We start from the raw sequence: 19,945 nt of genomic DNA, 5'->3' as shown, positions 1-19,945 counted from the left end.
ATGTCGAGCGGGGACGGTCTGTCTCCGGAGAGCGGCTGGTGGCTTACTATGGACCTGAGCACGTCTCGCCAAAACTATACTCAAGTTTGCTCCGTATTACCCCGGGTTTGGGAGACTCCAAGGGCCTCGGCCTTCCGGACGAGATCGGCAAGCGAGCGAACCCCCATCTTGCGCATGACGTTGCCCCGGTGGATCTTCACCGTGATCTCGCTAAGTTCCATCAGGCCAGCCACCTGCTTGTTCATCAAGCCAGCGGTCACGTAACCCATTACCTCGCGTTCGCGGGACGTAAGCGTTTCGTATTGGGCACGAAGATCGTCCAGGGCCGCAGACTGGGTCCGGCGCTGCGTGTCACGTTCAAGTGCCAAGGTCACGGCATCAAGCATGTCCTGGTCGCGAAACGGCTTCGACAGGAAGTCCACAGCGCCGGCCTTCATCGCGCGGACGGACATGGGAATGTCCCCGTGGCCCGTCATGAAGACGATGGGGAATTCGATCCCCTGTCTCGTCAACTGGCCCTGGAGATCGAGGCCGCTCACCCCGGGCAGCCGAATGTCCAGGACGATGCACGCTGGGCCGTCTGGCAACGCCCCCCCGAGGAGTTCGCTGGGTGAGCTGAAGAGGCGGGTCTCGAGGCCGATGGACCGGAAGAGGCTGTCGAGCGAGGCGCGAATGGCCGCGTCATCATCGACTATCATCACAACCGGGCTCTGCGCTGAGCTGGCCACGCCGGGTCCTTTGCTGATCAGTCGTGTCATGGCTTCGTCTGTCGTTGCGCGACGGGCATCGTAAGGCGAAATGTGGCGCCAGCGCCCGGGACGCTCTCTACCGTTAATCGGCCGCCGTGACCTTCCACCGTCGTCTGGCAAATCGCAAGTCCCATGCCCATTCCGTCCTGCTTCGTCGTGAAGAATGGCTCAAAAAGTCGCGGCACGTCAGCGGCTTCGATACCTGGGCCGGTGTCCTTGACCGACACCAGGAGGTCTCCGCTTTCGGCAAGCTCTGCACGTAGCGTGACGATTCGGGGTCCGCTCCGTTGCGCCATAGCCTGGGCGGCGTTGATCAGGAGATTGACCAGCACTTGCTGCAGTTGAATCCGGTCGCCGCGGATCTGGGGCAGATCCGGCCTGACTTCGATGTTCAACGAAACATCTTCCTTCGACAATTCGCGCTCGACCAGCGTCGCTGCCTCCGAGACGATCTCGGCAATTCCCAGCATGTCTTGCTCTGCGGGCTTCTTCTTCAGGAACGCCCTGATGCGGGTGACGATTTCGCTCGCCCGGCGGCCCTCGTTCACGATTCTTCCGATGACGGACGCGACCTCGTCCAGTTGCGGTACATCTCGCCGCAACCATCGCAGGCCGGCCTCGCCGCTGGTCACGATGGCCGCCAGGGGCTGGTTCACCTCATGAGCGATCGAGGCGGTGAGTTCGCCGATGGTGGCAACGCGCGATGCGTGAGCGAGCTCGGCCTGAGCGGCCAACAGCGCATTTTGCGAGCGCTTGCGTTCGGTGATGTCGACGACGAATGCAAGGACATTGCCGTCACCCTCGGGCTCGGTCGGAAAGGTAATCGTGAATAGGACCGGGATTCTTCGCCCGTCGAGTGCGACCAGTTCCGTCTCGCCTTCGTAGAAGGGCTCGCCGTGGGCAAAGGCTACAAGGGCACCGAGGAAAGTGCGTTCGCTCTCGCTCATGAGATCGTTGACGCTGGCGAGAAGGGCGGAGCGATCCGTGGCGCCCACCATCTTCTGCAGCGCCGGATTGACGTCCTTTATCCTGGCGAGCGACCTTGCTTTGCGGACGAAGTCGGGATTCTTTCTCAGATATCCATCGATATCCGCTTCAACGGTCACGTCCCGAAGCGCCGCGCGGACCCCGGTCCAGTCTTCTTCAACGATGCCGATGCGGCTCGCATCGAACATTCGCCGGTAGCGTCGCTCGCTTTGGACCAGTGCCGCATGAGCTTGCTCGCGATCGGTGACGTCGGTGAGGGTCTCGAGGACGTCGAGCGGCTTGCCGAGATGGTCGTATTGCAAGGCCCATCGTGCTTCAATGTCGAGGAGCACGCCGTCTCGTGTGCGCTGCTTGACCGCACCCTCCCAGCGACCGCTCTCGATCAGGATCTTTTCGATGGCATTCCGGGGTTCCGAATAGGCGGTTTGCAGAAGTTCGTCTGCCACCCGACCGATAGCTTCGTCGGCGGACCATCCGTAGGTTTCCTCCGCGCAGCGGTTCCAGAATGAGATGATTCCGCGCCGATCCCGGACGAAGATCATGTCGTGCGAGAGATCAAGCAGGCGGGCCTGCGCCGCGAGGCGCATCGTTGCCGCCTGGTTCTGCAATGCGAGCATCGTCGTAATGGCGATCGCAGCGAGGCTGACGGCCGCGCGCAGCGCGGGCGAGCTAATCGAGCTCAAACCATGCGACAGCACATAGGCGGCTATGGTGAGGATGGCACAGCAGGTTGCCGCGACGAGGATATCTTCGCGATGTGTCGTCTTCGCCGCCAGCAGGATCGCCACGACATACAGAACGGCCACAGCGCCCTCGAGCGGAGTGAGGACGTCGACCAGAAAAACGGCAAAGGCGAGGAGAGCGGAAAAGAACCGCAGACCAAAGCGGCTCATGGACAGAACCGTCGCCGATGATTGAGCGTTCCCATTTCGGATATCGTTATCACACGAGTCGAATTGATGTCGCCAAAGTCCCCCTCGGCAGCGGTCTGAAAGAGCCCCTTCGTGGTCCCGCGGAATGTCGTGCCGGTCACCTGGTAGCCACTACATATCATACCGCACCTCGAAGCGATCATACCTAGGTATGAAGCGGCCAAACCGACAATCTAGGGCGCTAACCGCGCGTAGAATGGAGCAATCGAACAGCTCGCGTACCTTTCCCGTCAGAGCACCCGGACAGGCCGATCGGCAGCCGGATCGCAAAGGGCAAGGAGAACCGACGATGTCCCCGCAGCTAATACCGGTGCAGTCCATCAACGACAAGATTCTCGATATGAGCCCGGCCGCCGCCCTGGCAACCGACCGTCGCGGGCTTCTGCACTCGAGACTTCCCGCTCGTGCCGCCGGTGACGGGGTCACGATCTCTCTCGAACACCTCGATGTCGCCCTGGCCGTTTCGACCGAGAAAGAGGGCCCGGCGGAAAACGGCGGCACCAACTTCAAGGTGTCGGCCGCGCGCCTCGACCGTGGGCCAGCCGTGACGGAGGTGACGCCTAGCTCCAGAAACTCCGAGGACTTCGTGATGGAGCGTCTCTCGGACGCGCTGGCGGCGACCCAAATCTCCGACGATCCGAATTCGGCCATCTACGCCGATGCATTGCGCCTCGCCATTCTGACCCGGCAATTCAGCCGGCAGGCCGACGCCACCCCGCCGGCCGTTGAAACCCCCTCCGGCCGCAATGTCAGGTCGCTGCAAAAATGGCGCCTCAAGCGGGTCGCCCAGTACGTTGACGAGAACCTCTCCGCAAAGATCACCTTGCAGGATCTCGCTGCGGTTGCCGGTCTCAGCCGGATGCATTTCGCTGCGCAGTTCCGCGCAGCCATGGGAATGCGTCCCCATGAATACCTTCTGAAGCGCCGGATCGAGCGTGCCGAGGAACTGCTCAAGCACACCGACATCCCGCTCGTGGAAATCGCTCTGACTGTCGGTTTCCAGACCCAGGCTCACTTCACCACCGTGTTCAAGCGCTTCGCGGGCGATACGCCTTATCAATGGAGAAGCGCATGGCTCGCGCAGGTCACGCCGCTACCCTCGCCGCGGGTGAGCGCGTCATGACCGATCTTGGCCTTCAAAGCTGGAGTCTGATGCTGTTCCGGCACGATGATGTCGCAACGATGCTCGAGGTCATTCACGCCCTCGGCAGTTCTTACCGATCCGCATCCTCCGGCGTCGTCGCCAGTATTGTTTGCGGCCGGATCGCGATGATCTTCTGCAGGACGGCTGGCATGAGCCTTCTGGAAAATCTCGTGCCGAGGGACGCCAGCGTTCAAGTGATGCAGCGTGCCTTCGGCCGATAGCCCGTGGCAATCGGAAAGACCGGTGCCGCGGACAGCGCTAGACCATCCGCATTATGTGAAGAAAGGACAGCAAATGACCAAAGCAGATCTGCAGAGCCCGACCGATCTGAAGAGTGGTGCCAATCGCGATATCCCGGCTTCTCTCAGAGCTCTACTCGCTGACGTTTTCGCGCTTTATCTCAAGACCAAGAATTTCCATTGGCATATGTCGGGACCGCACTTCCGCGATTACCATCTTCTGCTCGATGAGCAGTCCGAGCAGATCTTCGCCATGACGGACGAGGTGGCCGAGCGCGCCCGCAAGATCGGAGGGATGGCAGTGCGCTCGATCGGCGAAATCGCGCGCGAGCAGCGCATTCTCGACAATGATGCCGATTATGTCGATCCCCAGGATATGCTCGCGGAGCTGCGCAGCGATAACCAGCAGCTCATCCGGGAGATGCGCCGGGTCCATGAACTCTGCGATGAGTATGAGGACGTTGCCACCGCCAGCCTTCTGGAGAACTGGATCGACGAGGCCGAACGGCGCGTCTGGTTCCTGTATGAATCCGGCCGAGTTGGCCCGCACGCTCGAACCTGACCGACCCGTCCAGCATGATCGTCCGCCTCGAGGGGCGGTCATTCGGACCTGCATATGGCAGAGCGGGGCGGCTAACGTCATTGTCGTCCCCGCTCGCGTTCGTTCTTGATCCGAATCATCCACTTCGGCTGCGTCACCGGCCGCGGTCATCCCGCAAGATCTGCGGCCGTAAGCCGTCAGATCGCGGGGAGATCATCGAAAGGACTTCAGACCATGACGCAGGCAGCAGCTGCGAGACCGGCACTCACGCGACACGATGAGATCGCCTGGCGCCGCGGCCAAGCGGCATCGACATCACGACTCGTGGCTGAAGAGACCGCTGTCGCGCTGAGCTACAACGGATCGACTCACGCCGTGATGATGGCAACACCCGCCGATCTCGAAGATTTCGGCGTCGGCTTCACTCTCACCGAGGGGATCGTACGGCACGCCGAGGATATCGAGAGTGTCGAGCTCATCCCGGACGATCTTGGACTCGAGGTGCGCATCTGGTTGAGCGGCGATCGCGCAGCTGCGTTGACGGGGCGCCGCCGCGCCCTGAGCGGTCCGGTCGGCTGTGGTCTTTGCGGGATCGAAAGTCTCGAACAGGCAAGGCGGCCCGCGCCGCTTGTCACCAGCCGGACGACGTTCGGAGCAGAAGACCTGCTGGCTGCCATGCAGTCGCTGGCGCCGCTCCAGACCATGAATTTGAAGACGAAGTCGATGCACGCGGCGGCATTCTGGCAGCCGTCCTCCGGCATCGGTCCGGTGCGGGAGGATGTCGGCAGGCACAACGCGCTCGATAAGCTCGCCGGAGCGATCGTGGGCTCTGGGTTGCCGGCCACGGAGGGCGCCGTGCTGCTGACCAGCCGCGTCTCCGTCGAAATGGTGCAGAAGGTGGCGATGATAGGCGCTCCCATGATCATCGCCGTATCGGCGCCGACGACGCTCGCGATCCGCACCGCCGAGGAAGCCGGGATTACGCTGCTCGCGATCGCCCGCGAAGACGGGTTCGGAGTCTTCACCCATCCGCACCGCGTCATCTGGCCAGCCGACGCATTGCAGCGCGCGAGCTGATCAACGGAAGTCGACGATGGCGATGGAAGCTGCATCCGCGCAACTGGCTGCCACGACGTCGGCAAACGCTGATGTTCCCGAGCAGTCGCTCGCCGTCGCCTGTCTCCTGACCATGTCGGGCGGCTTCCTTGACGCCTTCAGCTGGCTCTCGCTGGGCGGCGTGTTCGCCAATTCGCAGACCGGGAACGTTGTGCTTCTCGGGATGAACGCCGCGCTCGCCCACTGGCACGAAGCGGCAAAGCATGTCCCGCCGATCCTCGCCTTTTTCGTTGGCGCTGCGGTCGCCAGCCGTGCCAAGGCCCCTTTGCTTTGTCTCGCCGGCGAGATAGCAGCGCTTGCCGCCGTGATGCTGTTGATGCTGCTGCACCGCCTGCCGGGGCCGCTTGCGATCGTCGGGATGTCGTTTGGTGTCGCACTCCAGACAGCCAGTTTCCGGCAGGTCGGGCATTGGAAGTACATGTCCGTTACGGTGACCGGGAATTTCCTTCGTGCCATTGATCAGTTGACGCCGCCGGCTGATCGGGAGGCTGCTCGCGGCGCGAGGACGATGCTCACGGTCTGTCTGATGTTTCTTCTCGGTGCTGTCGCCGGCGGCTTCGTGACGGCCCGTCTCGGTGCGATCGGCCTCGTTGTCCCACTTGCATTGCTGGCATCGGCTCTCTGGTTCTGCTGTCGAGCCCACCTCCGTTAGCGCGCTCCGCCATGCGGACTCGCAAAGCTCCGTTCCATTCCGGAAGCGCGCTTCGGCGCGCGTGATTAGCGTCGAGTGAACATCGAAAGTCAGGCTACGGGACCGGGGGAGAACTTCTGATGGATGCCACGGCATTGCTTTTGTCGCGAATCCAGTTCGGATTCACGATCTCGTTTCACATCATCTTTCCAGCATTCACGATCGGTCTGGCCGCCTGGCTGACGGTGCTGGAAGCGCTGCGGCTGCGGACCGGCAAGCAGGTCTATCGCACGCTCTTCGATTTCTGGCTGAAGATCTTCGGCATCGCCTTCGGCCTGGGCGTGGTCTCGGGCGTGGTGATGGGCTTCCAGTTCGGCACCAATTGGAGCGTACTTTCGAAGATGTCCGGCCCGATCCAGGGGCCGCTGCTCTCCTACGAGACATTCACCGCCTTCATGCTCGAGGCGAGCTTCTTCGGCATCCTGGTGTTCGGCCGAAACCGCGCACGTCCGGGCTTCTACCTGTTCTCGGCGGCTATGGTGGCCCTGGGCACGACGCTGTCAGCGTTCTGGATCATGATCAACAACAGCTGGATGCAGGTGCCGGTCGGCTATATCGAGCAGAACGGTATGTTCGTCCCGGTCGACTGGCTGAAGATCATCTTCAACGAGGTCGCGATGGTGCGCTTCGTGCACATGCTGCTGGCGGCCTATCTCACCAGCGCTTTCTGCGTCGCGGCGACCGGAGCCTGGTACGTCTTGCGAAACATCTACCCATCCGAGGCTCGCGTCATGCTTCGGATGGGCTTGTTTCTTGCGGCCGTGTTGCTTCCCGTGCAGCTCCTGTTCGGGCATCTGGTCGGCGACTACGTCCATCAGCATCAACCCGCGAAATTCGCCGCGATCGAGGCGCGTTGGCATGACGAGCAGCCTGCCAGTGAAGTCATCTTCGCGCTTCCCGACGAGGCGACAGAGTCGAACCGCTACGAACTGAAGATCCCGGTTCTCGGCAGCATCATCGCCAGCATGAGCACCACCTCGAAGGAAGTCGGGCTGACGTCCTTCCCGCCCGAAGATCGGCCGCCGGTGCTGATTCCCTTCCTGACATTCCGTCTCATGGTCGGCTGTGGCCTGATCATGCTCGGCTTGGCCTGGTTCGGCTCCTGGCTGGTCCATCACAACCGCCTTGCGCAGGCGCGTTGGCTGCTCTGGGGTATCTTCCTCAGCTTTCCGCTGCCGTTCATCGCGACGCTGGCTGGTTGGTACACGGCCGAAATCGGGCGGCAGCCATGGGTGGTCTATGGTGTATTGCGTACCGCCAAAGCCATGACGCCTTTTCTGACGGCGCATGCGGCGGCGACCACGCTGATCCTGTTCGCCGCAGTCTACACCTTCATCTTCTCGTTCGGCATCTATTTCATCTATCGGCTGCTGCGAGCCGGGCCCGGCGGCCCGTTCGCCGCGTTGCCTGGAACCGCCGCGCCGAACCGGCCGATGGCGCTGGCCGATACCGAAGCGGTCTCCGATCGTCAATTCGCAAACGCAGGAGAATGATCATGATCATGTTCTGGGTCGCATTGCTGGCGATCAGCATCCTGATCTACCTTTTGCTCGACGGCTTCGACCTCGGCGTCGGGATACTGTCCTTTTTCCCCAATAGCGAGCCGCGGCGGCGGGCCATGTTGGGGGCGATCGCTCCGTTCTGGGACGGCAACGAGACCTGGCTGGTCGTGACCGGCGTGATCCTGTGGGGCGCGTTTCCGATCGTTTACGCCACGGTGCTCTCGGCCTTCTACATCCCCGTGATCTTCATGCTGCTTGGATTGATCCTGCGCGGCGTCGCCTTCGAGTTCCGCAGCAAGTCGAGGCGTTCACGCGGGATATGGACTGTCGCCTTCGGGGGCGGCTCGCTGGTTGCGAGCTTCATGCAGGGCGTGATGGTGGGGTCGCTTGTGCAGGGCTTGCCGATGGTCGACGGCGACTATGCCGGCGGCACGTTCGGTTGGTTCAGCCCGTTCTCCGTGCTGTGCGGTCTCGGTCTCTGTCTCGGCTATGCATTGCTGGGCGCTTGTTGGCTGGTGCGCAAGCGGGTTGGCGCGGTTCGGGACGTGGCACGCCGGCAGATTCCGGTGCTCGCGGTCGGTGTACTGATGTTCCTCGTCGCCGTGTTCAGCTTTGCGCTGCTGGATCATCTGCCGATCCTGCATCGTTGGATCGATCGTCCGTATCTCTTTGTCTTCCCCGGGATAGGCGCCGCAGCGGCCTGCGTGCTGGCATCGAGCATCCTGCGGCATGACGATTATTGGCCGTTCCACATGGTCTCACTGATCTTTGCCGCGGCATTCGGCACGCTCGCACTGTCGTTCTGGCCCTATATGGTGCCGTTCGCGATTACGATCGATCAGGCCGCCGCGCCGCATTCCAGCCTCGCCTTCATGTTTTGGGGCGAGGGACTGTTCGTGTTCCCGCTCTTGCTGCTGTACACCGCCACGGGCTTCCGCGTGTTCAAGGGCAAGTTCTACTCCGCATCGGAACATTACTGAGGCTGGCTTGGGGATCGAAGGGGCCGCTCCGTCGCGCGGACGCGTTGCCATCCTTAGCTGATGGGAAGATGGGATGCCTTCGAACTCTTGGAGCGTCGAGGCCAACATCCGTCATTTGATCGCCGGGCCAGCCGAAAAATGACGCGATGGCAGCGCCGGAAGACCGTCTTTCGTTTGCCGCAGTCGAAGACTTCTGAATGCGTGGCCGAACGCGAAAGGGGCGCCGTTGCCGGCGCCCCTTTGTCGAGACTTGTTCAGTTCAGGATTTGGGCATCACGCCTGGGCTATTGTTAGGCCAGCGGGCAATCACCGATTCATCCACGTTGAAGTGCTGCGCGACCAGGGCGGGCGGCGTGTGCGTCAGCCAGTTCGAGAGCGATACTTCCTCGTAGCGGGGGGCGCGGAACACCCCGACGAACTGCAGCTCGGTGTCGCCGATGTTCTCGACATAATGTCCGAGGTTGCGCGGGACATAACCGATGTCACCGGCGGCGAAGTTTGTCGTCAGCGCGTTGGGGCCCGTATTGAACACGGTCATGCGGGCCTTGCCCTTGATGTAGTACTGCCACTCGTCCGCGTTCGGATGCCAGTGCATCTCCCTGACGCCGCCGGGCGGCACGGTAACCAGCGCCGAGGCAACATTTGTGGCCACCTTGAAGTTGGTGCTGTCGGCGACCCGGATGGTGCCGCCCGCACTTACCTTGAGAGGGGCCGAAGCCGCCAGCGGATAGACGAACGGATAGGGCGGCGCCTCGGCTTTCCTGGCCACAGCTGCGCGATCCGAAGCGAGGTCGCCGGGCACCGCGCCCTGGAAGATCCAGAGATCCTGCAGCGGAATCTTGGCGAAGGTTTCGGCGGGCACGCCGAAGTTCTTGGCCAGCACTTCCGGCGGCGTATGGGCAAGCCAGTCCGTCACCAGCAGCGTGTTGAATTCGCTGGCGTGGCCGTCGTCGAAGCAGATCACGAATTCGCAGCCGTCCGGCCCCAATCCCTGCAGGGAATGCGGAGCGCCCGGTGGAAAATACCAGAGATCGCCGGCGTTGACGTCGGCGATATAGGGGCGTCCTTGCGTGTCGAGGACGGTAATACGGCACGTGCCATAGGTCATGATCGCCCACTCGGCCGCCTGATGCCAATGCAGCTCCCGGATGCCGCCGGCGGACAGGCGCATGTTGACGCCGGAAATCTCCTTGGAGATCGCGAAATCGGCGGCGGTGACCTGGCGAGCCCAGCCGCCGTTCTGGATGCGCCTCGACGCCGTGTTGAACGACGCCCAGTTCAACGGCAGACCGCCGACATCGGTTGGCGGCGGCGACTGCACGTCGGGAAACTGGTTGGCCAGCGCCGGGTTCTGCGGACCGGGATCGGTCAGGCTGCTCGGGGTCTTGGCGTTGATCGCGCCCTGCGCCGGCTGGTCCGGATTGCCGAAGGTCGCCGCGTGCGCGGAGCCGACCATGGCAGCGCCGGCCGCCGACATTGCGAGCATGTCGCGTCGTGAAAACATCTTGGTTGCTCCTGTAATGCTTCAAAACGAGCCGTGCTCGTTGCGACAGGGCTCGACGCAGCGAAACTAGGCCGGCCGGGCCAGGCCAGCTTCCGCGAACGGCGCCGCTTTTGCCGGAATGCACTGCGGGCTTCGGTGGGCGACGCGGCAGCAGCAGGCACGACCTGTGCAATCGAGAAAGCCAAAGTTCGATTTGAAAAGACGCCGGAGGCGCGAGGCTCCTTAGTTACCGGAGTTCCTCCCACCGAAGAGATAGTCAATGTCCACGAAATCCGTTCGCCCCTACCGTCAGCCTGCCGGCGGATGGGGTGCGCTCAAGGCGCTGACCAAAGCCCTGCTGGTGCAGGACGTTCCCATCAAAGGCGCGGCGACACTGGCGCGGATGAACCAGCCGCAGGGGTTCGATTGTCCCGGCTGCGCCTGGCCGGACCCGAAGCACACCTCCTCCTTCGAGTTTTGTGAGAACGGGGGCAAGGCGATCGCATGGGAGGTGACCGCCAAAAGATGCACGCCGGAATTCTTTGCCGGGCACACCGTCGCCGAGCTGGAGAGCTGGAGCGACTATGAGCTGGAAATGACCGGTCGACTCACCCATCCGATGGCGTATGACGCAGCCTCCGACCGCTATCTGCCGGTGCCGTGGAACGAGGCCTTCGACATCATCGGCCGCCATCTCAAGGCGCTGCGGGACCCGAACATGGCGGATTTCTACACCTCCGGACGGACCTCGAACGAGGCGGCCTTCCTCTATCAGGTCTTCGTGCGGGAATACGGCACCAACAATTTCCCCGACTGCTCGAACATGTGCCACGAGGCGACCAGCGTCGGCCTGCCGCAATCGATCGGCGTCGGCAAGGGCACCGTGCTCCTGGAGGATTTCGACAAGGCCGATTGCATCTTTATCTTCGGGCAAAATCCCGGCACCAACAGCCCGCGCATGATGACGAGCTTGCGCAACGCTGCGCGCCGCGGCGCCTCCATCATCTCCTTCAATCCATTCCGCGAACGCGCATTGGAGCGGTTCCAGAATCCGTCCAGTCCGATCGAGATGATGAGACTGGGATTCACGAACATCAGTTCAAAACTCTTTCAGGTGCGTGTCGGTGGCGACGTCGCCGCGATCAAGGGGATCATGAAGATCCTCGTCGAGACGGACGAGGCTGCGCGCGCTGCCGAGCAGCCGGCCATCCTGGATTGGGATTTCATTCGCGGGCACACCGCCGGCGTCAACGCTCTGATTGACGATCTCAAGCGCACGCAATGGCCTGACATCGAGCGCCAGTCCGGCCTCACCCGTGAGGATCTCGAATATGCCGCCAAGGCCTACATGCAGGCGCAGCGCACCATCATCGTCTACGGCATGGGCGTCACCCAGCACGAGCGGGGCGCGCACAATGTGCAGCAGATGGCCAATCTGGCGCTGTTGCGCGGCAATGTCGGCCGCGAGGGCGCCGGCGTCTGTCCGGTTCGCGGCCATTCCAACGTGCAGGGTGATCGGACCGTTGGCATCACCGAAGTTCCGACGGCGGAATTCCTGGCCCGGCTCGAGCGCCGCTTCGGCTTCAAGCCGCCCGCGGCGCCCGGGCACAATGTCGTCACCGGCCTGGAAGCGATGATCCGAGGGGACGTGAAGGTCTTCTTCGCGATGGGGGGCAATTTCGCTGCCGCCATTCCCGACTGGCAGCTGACGCGCAAGGCGCTGCGAAATCTCGACCTCACCGTTCACGTCTCCACGAAATTGAACCGAAGTCATCTCGTCCACGGCAAGAACGCATTGATCCTGCCTTGCCTTGGTCGCACCGAGATCGATATCCAGGCCGGCGGTCCGCAGTCGATCACCGTGGAAGATTCGATGTCGATGGTGCACGCTTCCAGCGGCCGCAACAAGCCGGCTTCCGAGCACTTGCTGAGCGAGGTCGCGATTGTCGCGGGCGTCGCCAAGGCCACGTTCGTTGACCGCACGGTCGTCGAATGGGACGCGTTTGTCGGGAACTACGACCTGATCCGCGACGCGATCGAGGCGGTGTTTCCGATCTTCCAGGGCTACAATGCACGCATTCGCGTTCCCGGCGGCTTCCATCTCACATCGACAGCGCGGGAGCGCATCTGGGCTACTCCGTCGGGCAAGGCCAATTTTCTCGTCTTTGAGGGGGTCGGTGAAGACCCACTACAATGCGACGAAAATTCGCTGTGGCTCAGCACGATCCGCAGCCACGACCAGTACAACACCACCCTTTATTCAATGTCCGACCGATATCGCGGTGTATTCGGCCAGCGCGATGTCGTGTTCCTCAACGAATACGAGATGAAGAAGCGTGGCCTGGAAGACGGCGACCGTGTCGATTTGATCACGGAATCGATCGATGGTGTCGAGCGGGTCGTGCGCAATTTTCGTGTTGTCCGGTACGCGTTCCCGGCCGGCTGCTGCGCGGCCTACTACCCCGAGACCAATCCGCTGGTGCCGCTTTATGCCCGAGATCCCATGAGCTTTACGCCATCCTACAAGGGCGTTCCGGTCCGGGTCGTTCGCTCCGCTGCACGACCGGGCGCCGAATAGGCGCCCGCCAGGAAGGAAAGTCCATGAAACGACGCGTTATCACCACTCTTGCCGCTCTCACCGTCGTTGCACTGGCAGGCGGCAGTATTCTTCATTTCGAGTGATCGGCATCCGTCGGGGCCGCCGCCGTGCCGGTGCCCGAGGCCGCCGTGCCGGTCGTCGCGAGCACCATCAGCGCAAAGGACGTTCCGATCTATCTGCACGGCATCGGCACTGTAGCCGCCTACAATACCGACGTCGTGCGCAGCCAGATCCAGGGGCAACTGACCAGGATCACGTTCAAGGAAGGCAGCCGTCAAGGCCGGCGACCTTCTGGCGGAGATCGATCCTCGTCCCTATCAGACGCAGACCGAGCAGTTCACGGCCAACCGCGCGCGATCAGGCCCAGCTCACGAATGCCGAAGCTAATCTGTCGCGGGACACCCAGCTCGGCGAGAAGGGCTATGCGACGCCGCAGCTGATCGACACGCAGAAGGCGCAGGTCGCGCAGTTGCAGGCGGCCGTCCAGGCAGACCAGGCCCAGATCGATCAGGTCAATGTGCAACTCAGCTACACCCGGCTGACCTCAGCCATTTCCGGCATTACCGGCGTCCGGCAGATTGACGTCGGCAACGTCATCCATCCGACCGATCCGAATGGCCTCGTCGTGGTCACCCAGATCGAGCCGATCTCGCTGCTGTTCACGCTGCCGCAATCCGATCTTCCCGCCATACAGGACCGGCTAACGAAGGGGCCGAGGAAAGTCATCGCCTACAGCCAGGACGACAGCATGAAGCTCGATGAAGGCGAACTGCTGCTCGTGGACAACGAGATCACGGGAACTACGGGTACCATTCAGCTCAAGGCCGAATTCCCCAATCGGCAACATCGGCTTTGGCCGGGACAGCTGGTGAATGCGCGCCTGCTGCTCGAGACGCGCAAAGACGCAATCACCATCCCAGGCTCGGCCGTGCAATAGGGGCCGACCGGCACGTATGTCTATGTCGTCAAGCCGGATCGAACGGCTGAACTGCGGTTCGTCCATATCGCTCAGATCAGCGGCGGCCAGGCACTGGTCGATCAGGGCCTCAAAGCCGGCGACGTCGTCGTGGTCGATGGCTATCTCAAATAGGTCAGCGCCGGTTCTCGGCCGGCGCGCCCGGCCGGACGGATGGCTCCGCCACCGTGCTGCGAGCCGCTTGATTTGCGTCAACGGGACGACGGGCAAACGCGAGATAAGGGGTGCCGTTGGAGCAATGGAGCAATGACATGTCTCTTGCCAGCGTCATGGTCTATGTCGATCCCGAGCAGCAGGACGAGGGGCAGATTGCTGTCGCCGAGACGGTCGCAAGTCGCTTTGAGGCCGCCTTGATGGGCGTCTCGGCGATCGCGATAGATCCTCCGTTCGTCGCCGAAGGCGTGATCATCGAGCAGACCACGGAGGAGGACCTCGAGCGCATCCGCGCAACGTTGTCGGACAAGGAGGCCTGGTTCAGGCGCGTCGTTCGCCTGCCGAGCGAAAAGGTGGAATGGCGCTGGACGATCGGCTTTCCGACCGCCTTCCTGGTCGAGCAGTCCAGGGCAGCCGACCTTGTCGTGGTGAAGCGCAGCAAGCCGAGGCCGAGTTACGCGCACCACCTCGATGCGGCGGAAGCGATGTTGCGGGTGGGGCGCCCGGTCCTGTCGGTGCCGGATGGCGTCACCCGATTGGCGGGCGACCGGATCGTGGTCGGCTGGAAGGACTCCCGCGAGGCGCGCCTGGCCGTTCGGGACGCGTTGCCGTTCCTGACCCGGGCTTCGCAGGTCACGATCGCCGAGATCTGCACGTCGAGCGAACAAGATGCGGCGCGAGACCGGGTGCGGGACGTGGCCCGATATCTTCAACGGCACGGGGTGAGCTGCCAGCACGAGGTGCGCGTGCATACGGCGGAGCCCGACGCAGGATATCTGGTTCGACTGGCCGCCGATATCGGCGCTGACCTCGTCGTCACCGGGGGCTATGGACACAGCCGATTGGGAGAATGGGTGTTCGGCGGCATGACCCAGAGCCTTTTGCAGCACGCGCCGGTCTGTCTGCTGATGTCGCACTGACGCCGGCACGCTGAGCTCGATGCCGGATGAGCGCCACGACTTGCTTCGAAGATGTCCGGGTTCTGCCGCCCGGGACGATCTAAAGGCCGCGCGAGTTGATCCTCCTGCGCAGGCGGTGACACGTATCCTCCAGGAGGGTCTGGAGGTTCTCGATGTTCACCAATAGCTCCTCTGCGTGGCGCCGTTCCGGCGTTCCCGAGGCAAATCGGTCGCGCAGATTTGCCACGGTCTCCACACGCTTGCGTCCGGCTACGGCTCGAATCTCATAGAATTCGAGTTGCTCCAGGTCGTGTCCGAGCCCGTCCTCCTCGGAAATCAGCATCTTTGTGATCGCGCTTCGGCGGTCGGGCGTGAGGTCGGCGGTGTTCAACAGCGCGATGTAATGGTCGACATTCGCCCGAGCGATGTAGCGATCCATGGCGCACTCTCCGTAACATTCCCTCCCGCAGGGCAGTGGCGAAGATGGCCTGTCGTGCAGATAGAGGTTGTATGGTATTATAATAGTTGGAGGGCCAAGTCATCCAAAACTTGTACGATTCTGCCGAGCGACGTTCCCGGGTGCGAATCTATCGCGAGACACCGGCTTGATGCGGATCAAGCCCAGGAATTCGCCCGCCCGCTACCGTGCAACTTGCGTAACGCTGCCGGGTTACGACTCTCGAAGTCGCCGCCGAGGTGAATCCCCTCCCAGCGGCTCTTTTCCAGAATGTTTGATTTCACCGAGCCGCCCGAGGGGAGGAAACAAGCCGATGCCCACCTACTATTTCGATATCAGGGACGGCGTGCCCGTCCGGGACAAGTCTGGACTGGAACTCGTGAGCGACGGCGCCGCCATCGTACACAGCAAGAGCTTGGCTGGCCGGATCCGTGAAGAGAGGCCGAAAGGCCATCCCGCGCTCCAGATCGTCGTCATCGACGAGAGCGGCCGGGAAGTGCACCGCGAGCCGATCTACCCAAGTCCGGTCTGAAGCACGATGAGATGAGCCGCTCAGCCTCGTCTAGCGTAAGTGTATTCCCTTTTCCGCTTGCCGCATCATTTCTTCCGGTTGTTCGCCAATGGCGAGAAGATCTGGTTGGCAGGCGGTTGTCCTCCGGTCGGAACGGTGATGGCAATGAAGCCGCGTCCCATCGATGTGTGACAGGAATTGCAGCCGTCGGTCAGCACGCGCATGGACGCTGAAAACTTGCGATCGTCGCCCGCCGCGATCGCGTCGGCAACCGAGAGCAGCGGCTCCTTCATCGTGGTCACGTTGCTGACGGGCACTGCCGGATAGAAGATGGCGGCTTCGGCCAGGCTGTTCGTCAGCTGCCGCAACTCGTACGCGGCCAAGTCCCAGTTCTTCGCCTTGCCCGCATACCAGAGCTTGAGATGCTCGATCTGCGCCATGCCCATGACCTCGACGAGGCGCGGCGCTTCCTGTTTTGCATTCGCGGAGGGTGGAAAGTCGGACTGGGCCATCGCGGATGTCACCGCAGCCGCCGACATCGCGAGAACCGGGCACCATTTTTTCAGCGTCATCCGAGCATTCCCCGTCAATTTCGACCTTTACTAGCAGGCTTGCTTTCCCTGCCTTTGCGGTGAATCAATTCAGCTTGCCAAAAAGCCTTCGGATGATCTTCTTCAGATTATCGGCGTGGTCTTCGACGACCTTTCGCCTCTCGGCGGATGGCGAGGGCCGGCTACGATCGTCTTTCTCCGCCGGCGGGATCTCCGTCCGGGATTTTCGGGGGATGAGGGATGTGATCGGCCGTGTCACTTTCACGCCAATTCCCGCTTCCGGATCGAGCTGCGCGCACCAAATTCGCGGCGGCTAGACGCGCGAGGCCGCCGGATCGCATTTGGGGCAGCGGCCGTCAGCGGCTGCTCCGAGCTGGCGGCCGAGCTCGTTCCTGAGAGCGTCCTTGTCCCACTCCGTGCCGTCGCTTCTGACGATGCGCTTGGCGCGTTCCAAGGCGTGGCTCTCGGCAGCGTCATCCCCGATGCGGACGATCACATCGTCGTGGAATGGACAAACACTCGTCGCGCGGGTCGTCTCCAATGCGTAGCGCACGACGGCAGTGAGATCGTCGGTGTGAATGTCGGCCAGCATGTCGGCTCTCCTGATCGGCGGATTCCAATGCCTGTCGGCAGCGGACCTTCGGACAGCGTTCCCGATGCCGACACGAGGCTATCGTCGGTGTCACAGATTTGTCTTGATCCAGCTCAAGGGAACCAGTTCCCACGCTACCGCGTGGACCCGTTCAGGACATGTGCCTAAGTATTGGCCCGCAATGTCAATGCCGGCGCGGCTGGCGCATATGTTCGGCATGGAGCGCAACATCCTGTTCAAATGCCCGCGCACCGGCATGAACGTGCAGCACTGGCTCTCCGGCTCGCTGTCCGACGCCGCGGATACGCACGTCTCCGTGCGATGTCCCGCCTGCGCTTCGCTGCACTTCGTCAACGTCACGACCGGCAGGACGTTGAGTGAAGCGGCCGGTCGGCGTCCCCGGTACTCATCCGGTGAAGACCGGCCGCGCATGGCGCGGCCCGCCCTCGCTTCCAGCGAAAGCTGAGAACGTGCGCCCCGCCTTATCGCTTGAACGGCTGCTGCCCTGGGCTCTGGTGCCGATTGCAATCGCGGGATTGACCGCAGGTATTCTCGCGCGAGCCGCGGGCCGGCCTGACCTCGCCGACCTCGCATGGGCGCTCGGCACGGTGCCGGTGATTGTAGGGCTGGCGGTTTCGATCGTCAGGGATCTCCTGAGCGGCCGGGTCGGAGTAGACGCGATCGCGCTGCTGTCGATGAGTGCGGCCTTGGCGCTCGGGCAGCCGCTTGCCGGGGCCGTGGTCGCGCTGATGTATTCCGGCGGCAACGTGCTGGAGGAGATCGCGATCGCACGGGCCGAGCGGGATCTGCGGTCATTGGTTGATCGCGCACCGCGGCAGGCCCATCGGAAATCCAGCGGGCGCATCGAGGATGTTCCGATCGAGGACGTCGCGATCGGCGACGAACTGCTGGTGCGGGGCGGCGAGATCGTGCCTGTCGACGGTGTTGTTGCCTCGCTCTCGGCCACGATCGACGAGTCCGCGGTCACGGGGGAGCCGATCCCGGTGGAGAAGCGGCGCGGAAACGCCGTTCTGTCAGGTTCCCTGAATGCAGGTGAGGCCTTCCAGTTGACCGTGACCGCGGCGGCCGGCGAGAGCACCTATGCCGGCATCGTCCGCATGGTGACGGCGGCGCAAACGGCGAAAGCCCCCTTCGTGCGGCTGGCGGACCGCTATGCGCTGATCTTCCTGCCGGTGACTCTCGTCATCGCGTTTTTGGCCTGGTTCGTCTCCGGCGACTTGACCCGCAGTCTTGCCGTGCTGGTGGCGGCCACGCCTTGCCCCTTGATCTTGGCCGCACCGGTCGCCTTCATTGCCGGGGTGGCGCAAGCGGCCCGCCGCGGCATCCTCGTCAAGGGCGGCGGAGCGCTGGAGGCGCTGGCCCGCGCCCACACCGTGCTGTTCGACAAGACAGGCACCCTGACCGTGGGCGGGGCGCGGTTGCTCTCCGTGGAGGTCGCGCCGGGGGAAGATCCCAACGAGGTACTCATGCTAGGGGCGTCGCTCGAGCAAGCCTCGCATCACGTGCTCGCGAAGGCTGTCGTCATCGCGGCCGCCGATCATGGCCTTAAGCTGAAGCCGCCGGAACACGTCAAGGAGACCATGGGTTCCGGCCTCAACGGTCTGATCGATGGGCGTCAGGTCACGGTGGGCTCGCGAGAGATGATTCCCTTGCAGGCCGCCCCGTCGTCATGGGAGCTGCGGGCGATCCGGCGTGCCTCATGGCGCTCGGCGCTGATCGTCTTTGTCGCGGTGGACGGCCGTCTGATCGGCGCGCTGCTGCTGGCGGACGAGCTGCGGGCCGATACGCCGCGCGCGATCCGGCTGCTGCGCGATGCCGGCATCGCACGGATGGTGATGGTCACCGGCGATCGCGCCGCGGCAGCACAAGCCATCGGAGCGGCGCTCGATCTCGATGCCGTGCTGGCCGACCGGGTCCCTTCGGACAAGGTCGAAGCGGTACGCAGCGAGCAGCGGTTGCATCCGACCATCATGGTCGGCGACGGCATCAACGATGCGCCGGCGCTGGCCGTGGCCGACGTCGGGGTCGCGCTCGGTGCGCGCGGTGCAAGTGCCTCGTCCGAGGCGGCAGACGTGGTGATTCTGGCGGACCGGCTCGATCGGGTCGGCGAAGCCATCATGATTGCGCAGCGGGCGCGGCGCATTGCCCTGCAGAGCATATTTGTCGGCATGGGATTGTCGCTGGTCGCGATGATCGCTGCCGCCGCTGGTTGGCTCTCACCTGTGCCCGCCGCGATCGTGCAGGAAGTGATCGACGTCGCGGTCATCCTCAACGCATTGCGGGCGCTCGTTCCGTCACTCGTCAGCCGCGGCCCGCACATCACCGCGGAGCAGGGGCGGACATTGCATCACGATCACCAGGCTCTCTTCAAGGACCTCGACCGCTTGCGTCAGATCGTCGATGCGCTGGACGATGCGACGCCGGAATCCGCCGCGGCCTTGATCGGCGAAGCCCACCGGCTGGTTCAGAACAGCGTCGTGGCTCACGAGCGCGACGACGAGGACAGCGTCTATCCGAAGCTCACGGAAGTGCTGCGCGACCGTCACGGGCTCTCCGCCATGAGCCGCGCGCATCGCGAGATATTGCATCTGGCGCGACTGCTCGACCGCATCGTGGAAGATCTGCCGTCGGAGAAGATCGACCGCTATCTCGTTCGCGATGCCCAGCGCGTCATCGAGGCGATCGAGACATTGGTTCGCATGCACACCGCCCAGGAGGAGGACATCTACGAGGCCGTGGTCTTGCCGGCCTAGACTTGCGGCATGCAGCAGTCGGTCTGCTCCTTCTCGCCGGTTCGGTGACGCGTTGAGGCACCTCAATGC

General features: G+C 63.0%; 20 protein-coding genes. 14 read left to right on the top strand and 6 right to left on the bottom strand.

Features of this window, described 5'->3' with window-relative positions; genetic code table 11:
• Nucleotides 1-80: 80 nt before the first annotated feature.
• Together AC3WLX_RS09410 and AC3WLX_RS09405 are read right to left on the bottom strand one after the other, a co-directional pair.
• Nucleotides 81-758, bottom strand: a complete 678-nt coding sequence (locus tag AC3WLX_RS09410; protein WP_492335618.1) for a response regulator transcription factor — start codon at nt 756-758, stop codon at nt 81-83.
• A complete protein-coding gene (locus tag AC3WLX_RS09405) occupies nt 755-2,629 on the bottom strand; it encodes a PAS domain-containing sensor histidine kinase (protein WP_492335617.1) in 1,875 nt (624 codons plus the stop codon). The genes AC3WLX_RS09410 and AC3WLX_RS09405 overlap by 4 nt, the downstream gene beginning before the upstream one ends.
• A gap of 328 nt (nt 2,630-2,957) precedes the next feature.
• Here AC3WLX_RS09405 and AC3WLX_RS09400 point away from each other — a divergent pair, with 328 nt between their 5' ends.
• The 7 genes from AC3WLX_RS09400 to cydB all read left to right on the top strand — a co-directional run bounded on the left by AC3WLX_RS09400 (nt 2,958) and on the right by cydB (nt 8,881).
• On the top strand, nt 2,958-3,791 hold the full coding sequence (locus AC3WLX_RS09400) for a helix-turn-helix domain-containing protein (RefSeq protein ID WP_492335616.1): 834 nt from the start codon (nt 2,958-2,960) through the stop codon (nt 3,789-3,791).
• Entirely contained in the window at nt 3,788-4,033 is a 246-nt protein-coding gene (locus AC3WLX_RS09395) for a hypothetical protein (protein ID WP_291618023.1), read from the top strand. The genes AC3WLX_RS09400 and AC3WLX_RS09395 overlap by 4 nt, the downstream gene beginning before the upstream one ends.
• A 73-nt stretch (nt 4,034-4,106) precedes the next feature.
• A complete protein-coding gene (locus tag AC3WLX_RS09390; protein WP_291618109.1) occupies nt 4,107-4,613 on the top strand; it encodes a Dps family protein in 507 nt (168 codons plus the stop codon).
• Nucleotides 4,614-4,826: 213 nt separating this feature from the next.
• Entirely contained in the window at nt 4,827-5,669 is an 843-nt protein-coding gene (fdhD, locus tag AC3WLX_RS09385) for a formate dehydrogenase accessory sulfurtransferase FdhD (protein ID WP_492335615.1), read from the top strand.
• 16 nt (nt 5,670-5,685) lie between these two features.
• Complete coding sequence (locus AC3WLX_RS09380) at nt 5,686-6,360, top strand: YoaK family protein (protein ID WP_492335614.1); 675 nt, start codon at nt 5,686-5,688, stop codon at nt 6,358-6,360.
• Between the two features lie 119 nt (nt 6,361-6,479).
• Nucleotides 6,480-7,892, top strand: a complete 1,413-nt coding sequence (locus AC3WLX_RS09375; RefSeq protein ID WP_492335613.1) for a cytochrome ubiquinol oxidase subunit I — start codon at nt 6,480-6,482, stop codon at nt 7,890-7,892.
• Between the two features lie 2 nt (nt 7,893-7,894).
• Nucleotides 7,895-8,881 carry a cytochrome d ubiquinol oxidase subunit II gene (cydB, locus tag AC3WLX_RS09370; RefSeq protein ID WP_492335612.1) on the top strand — a complete coding sequence of 329 codons (987 nt, stop codon included), beginning with the start codon at nt 7,895-7,897 and terminating at the stop codon, nt 8,879-8,881.
• 259 nt (nt 8,882-9,140) lie between these two features.
• Here the strand turns inward: cydB and AC3WLX_RS09365 are convergent, their stop codons facing one another.
• Entirely contained in the window at nt 9,141-10,385 is a 1,245-nt protein-coding gene (locus tag AC3WLX_RS09365) for an oxalate decarboxylase family bicupin (RefSeq protein WP_492335611.1), read from the bottom strand.
• A 259-nt stretch (nt 10,386-10,644) separates the two neighbouring features.
• On the opposite strand from AC3WLX_RS09365, the gene AC3WLX_RS09360 reads away from it, so the two are divergent.
• The 4 genes from AC3WLX_RS09360 (at nt 10,645) to AC3WLX_RS09345 (ending at nt 15,012) form a co-directional block, all read left to right on the top strand.
• On the top strand, nt 10,645-12,942 hold the full coding sequence (locus AC3WLX_RS09360) for an FdhF/YdeP family oxidoreductase (RefSeq protein ID WP_492335610.1): 2,298 nt from the start codon (nt 10,645-10,647) through the stop codon (nt 12,940-12,942).
• Between the two features lie 100 nt (nt 12,943-13,042).
• A complete protein-coding gene (locus AC3WLX_RS09355) occupies nt 13,043-13,900 on the top strand; it encodes an efflux RND transporter periplasmic adaptor subunit (RefSeq protein WP_492335609.1) in 858 nt (285 codons plus the stop codon).
• Nucleotides 13,901-13,951: 51 nt separating this feature from the next.
• Entirely contained in the window at nt 13,952-14,053 is a 102-nt protein-coding gene (locus tag AC3WLX_RS09350) for a permuted SH3 domain-containing protein (RefSeq protein WP_492335944.1), read from the top strand.
• Nucleotides 14,054-14,190: 137 nt separating this feature from the next.
• The gene (locus AC3WLX_RS09345; protein WP_492335608.1) at nt 14,191-15,012 is read left to right on the top strand and encodes a universal stress protein; all 822 of its coding nucleotides are present in this window, start codon (nt 14,191-14,193) and stop codon (nt 15,010-15,012) included.
• Between the two features lie 79 nt (nt 15,013-15,091).
• Here the strand turns inward: AC3WLX_RS09345 and AC3WLX_RS09340 are convergent, their stop codons facing one another.
• Entirely contained in the window at nt 15,092-15,430 is a 339-nt protein-coding gene (locus AC3WLX_RS09340) for a hypothetical protein (protein ID WP_291620185.1), read from the bottom strand.
• 331 nt (nt 15,431-15,761) lie between these two features.
• On the opposite strand from AC3WLX_RS09340, the gene AC3WLX_RS09335 reads away from it, so the two are divergent.
• On the top strand, nt 15,762-15,980 hold the full coding sequence (locus AC3WLX_RS09335; protein ID WP_492335607.1) for a DUF6894 family protein: 219 nt from the start codon (nt 15,762-15,764) through the stop codon (nt 15,978-15,980).
• A gap of 65 nt (nt 15,981-16,045) precedes the next feature.
• Here AC3WLX_RS09335 and AC3WLX_RS09330 read toward each other — a convergent pair whose 3' ends face one another.
• Nucleotides 16,046-16,531, bottom strand: a complete 486-nt coding sequence (locus tag AC3WLX_RS09330) for a hypothetical protein (protein ID WP_492335606.1) — start codon at nt 16,529-16,531, stop codon at nt 16,046-16,048.
• Between the two features lie 292 nt (nt 16,532-16,823).
• Complete coding sequence (locus AC3WLX_RS09325; RefSeq protein ID WP_291620179.1) at nt 16,824-17,102, bottom strand: hypothetical protein; 279 nt, start codon at nt 17,100-17,102, stop codon at nt 16,824-16,826.
• 187 nt (nt 17,103-17,289) lie between these two features.
• Here AC3WLX_RS09325 and AC3WLX_RS09320 point away from each other — a divergent pair, with 187 nt between their 5' ends.
• Both AC3WLX_RS09320 and AC3WLX_RS09315 read left to right on the top strand, forming a co-directional pair.
• Entirely contained in the window at nt 17,290-17,568 is a 279-nt protein-coding gene (locus AC3WLX_RS09320; protein WP_492335605.1) for a hypothetical protein, read from the top strand.
• A 4-nt stretch (nt 17,569-17,572) separates the two neighbouring features.
• Nucleotides 17,573-19,876, top strand: coding sequence for a heavy metal translocating P-type ATPase (locus AC3WLX_RS09315; RefSeq protein WP_492335604.1), 2,304 nt, complete (start codon nt 17,573-17,575; stop codon nt 19,874-19,876).
• Nucleotides 19,877-19,945: the final 69 nt, after the last annotated feature.

The sequence above is a fragment of the Bradyrhizobium sp. FW305-F6 genome, assembly GCF_058782905.1.
This window is presented reverse-complemented; position numbering and strand designations above follow the sequence as displayed.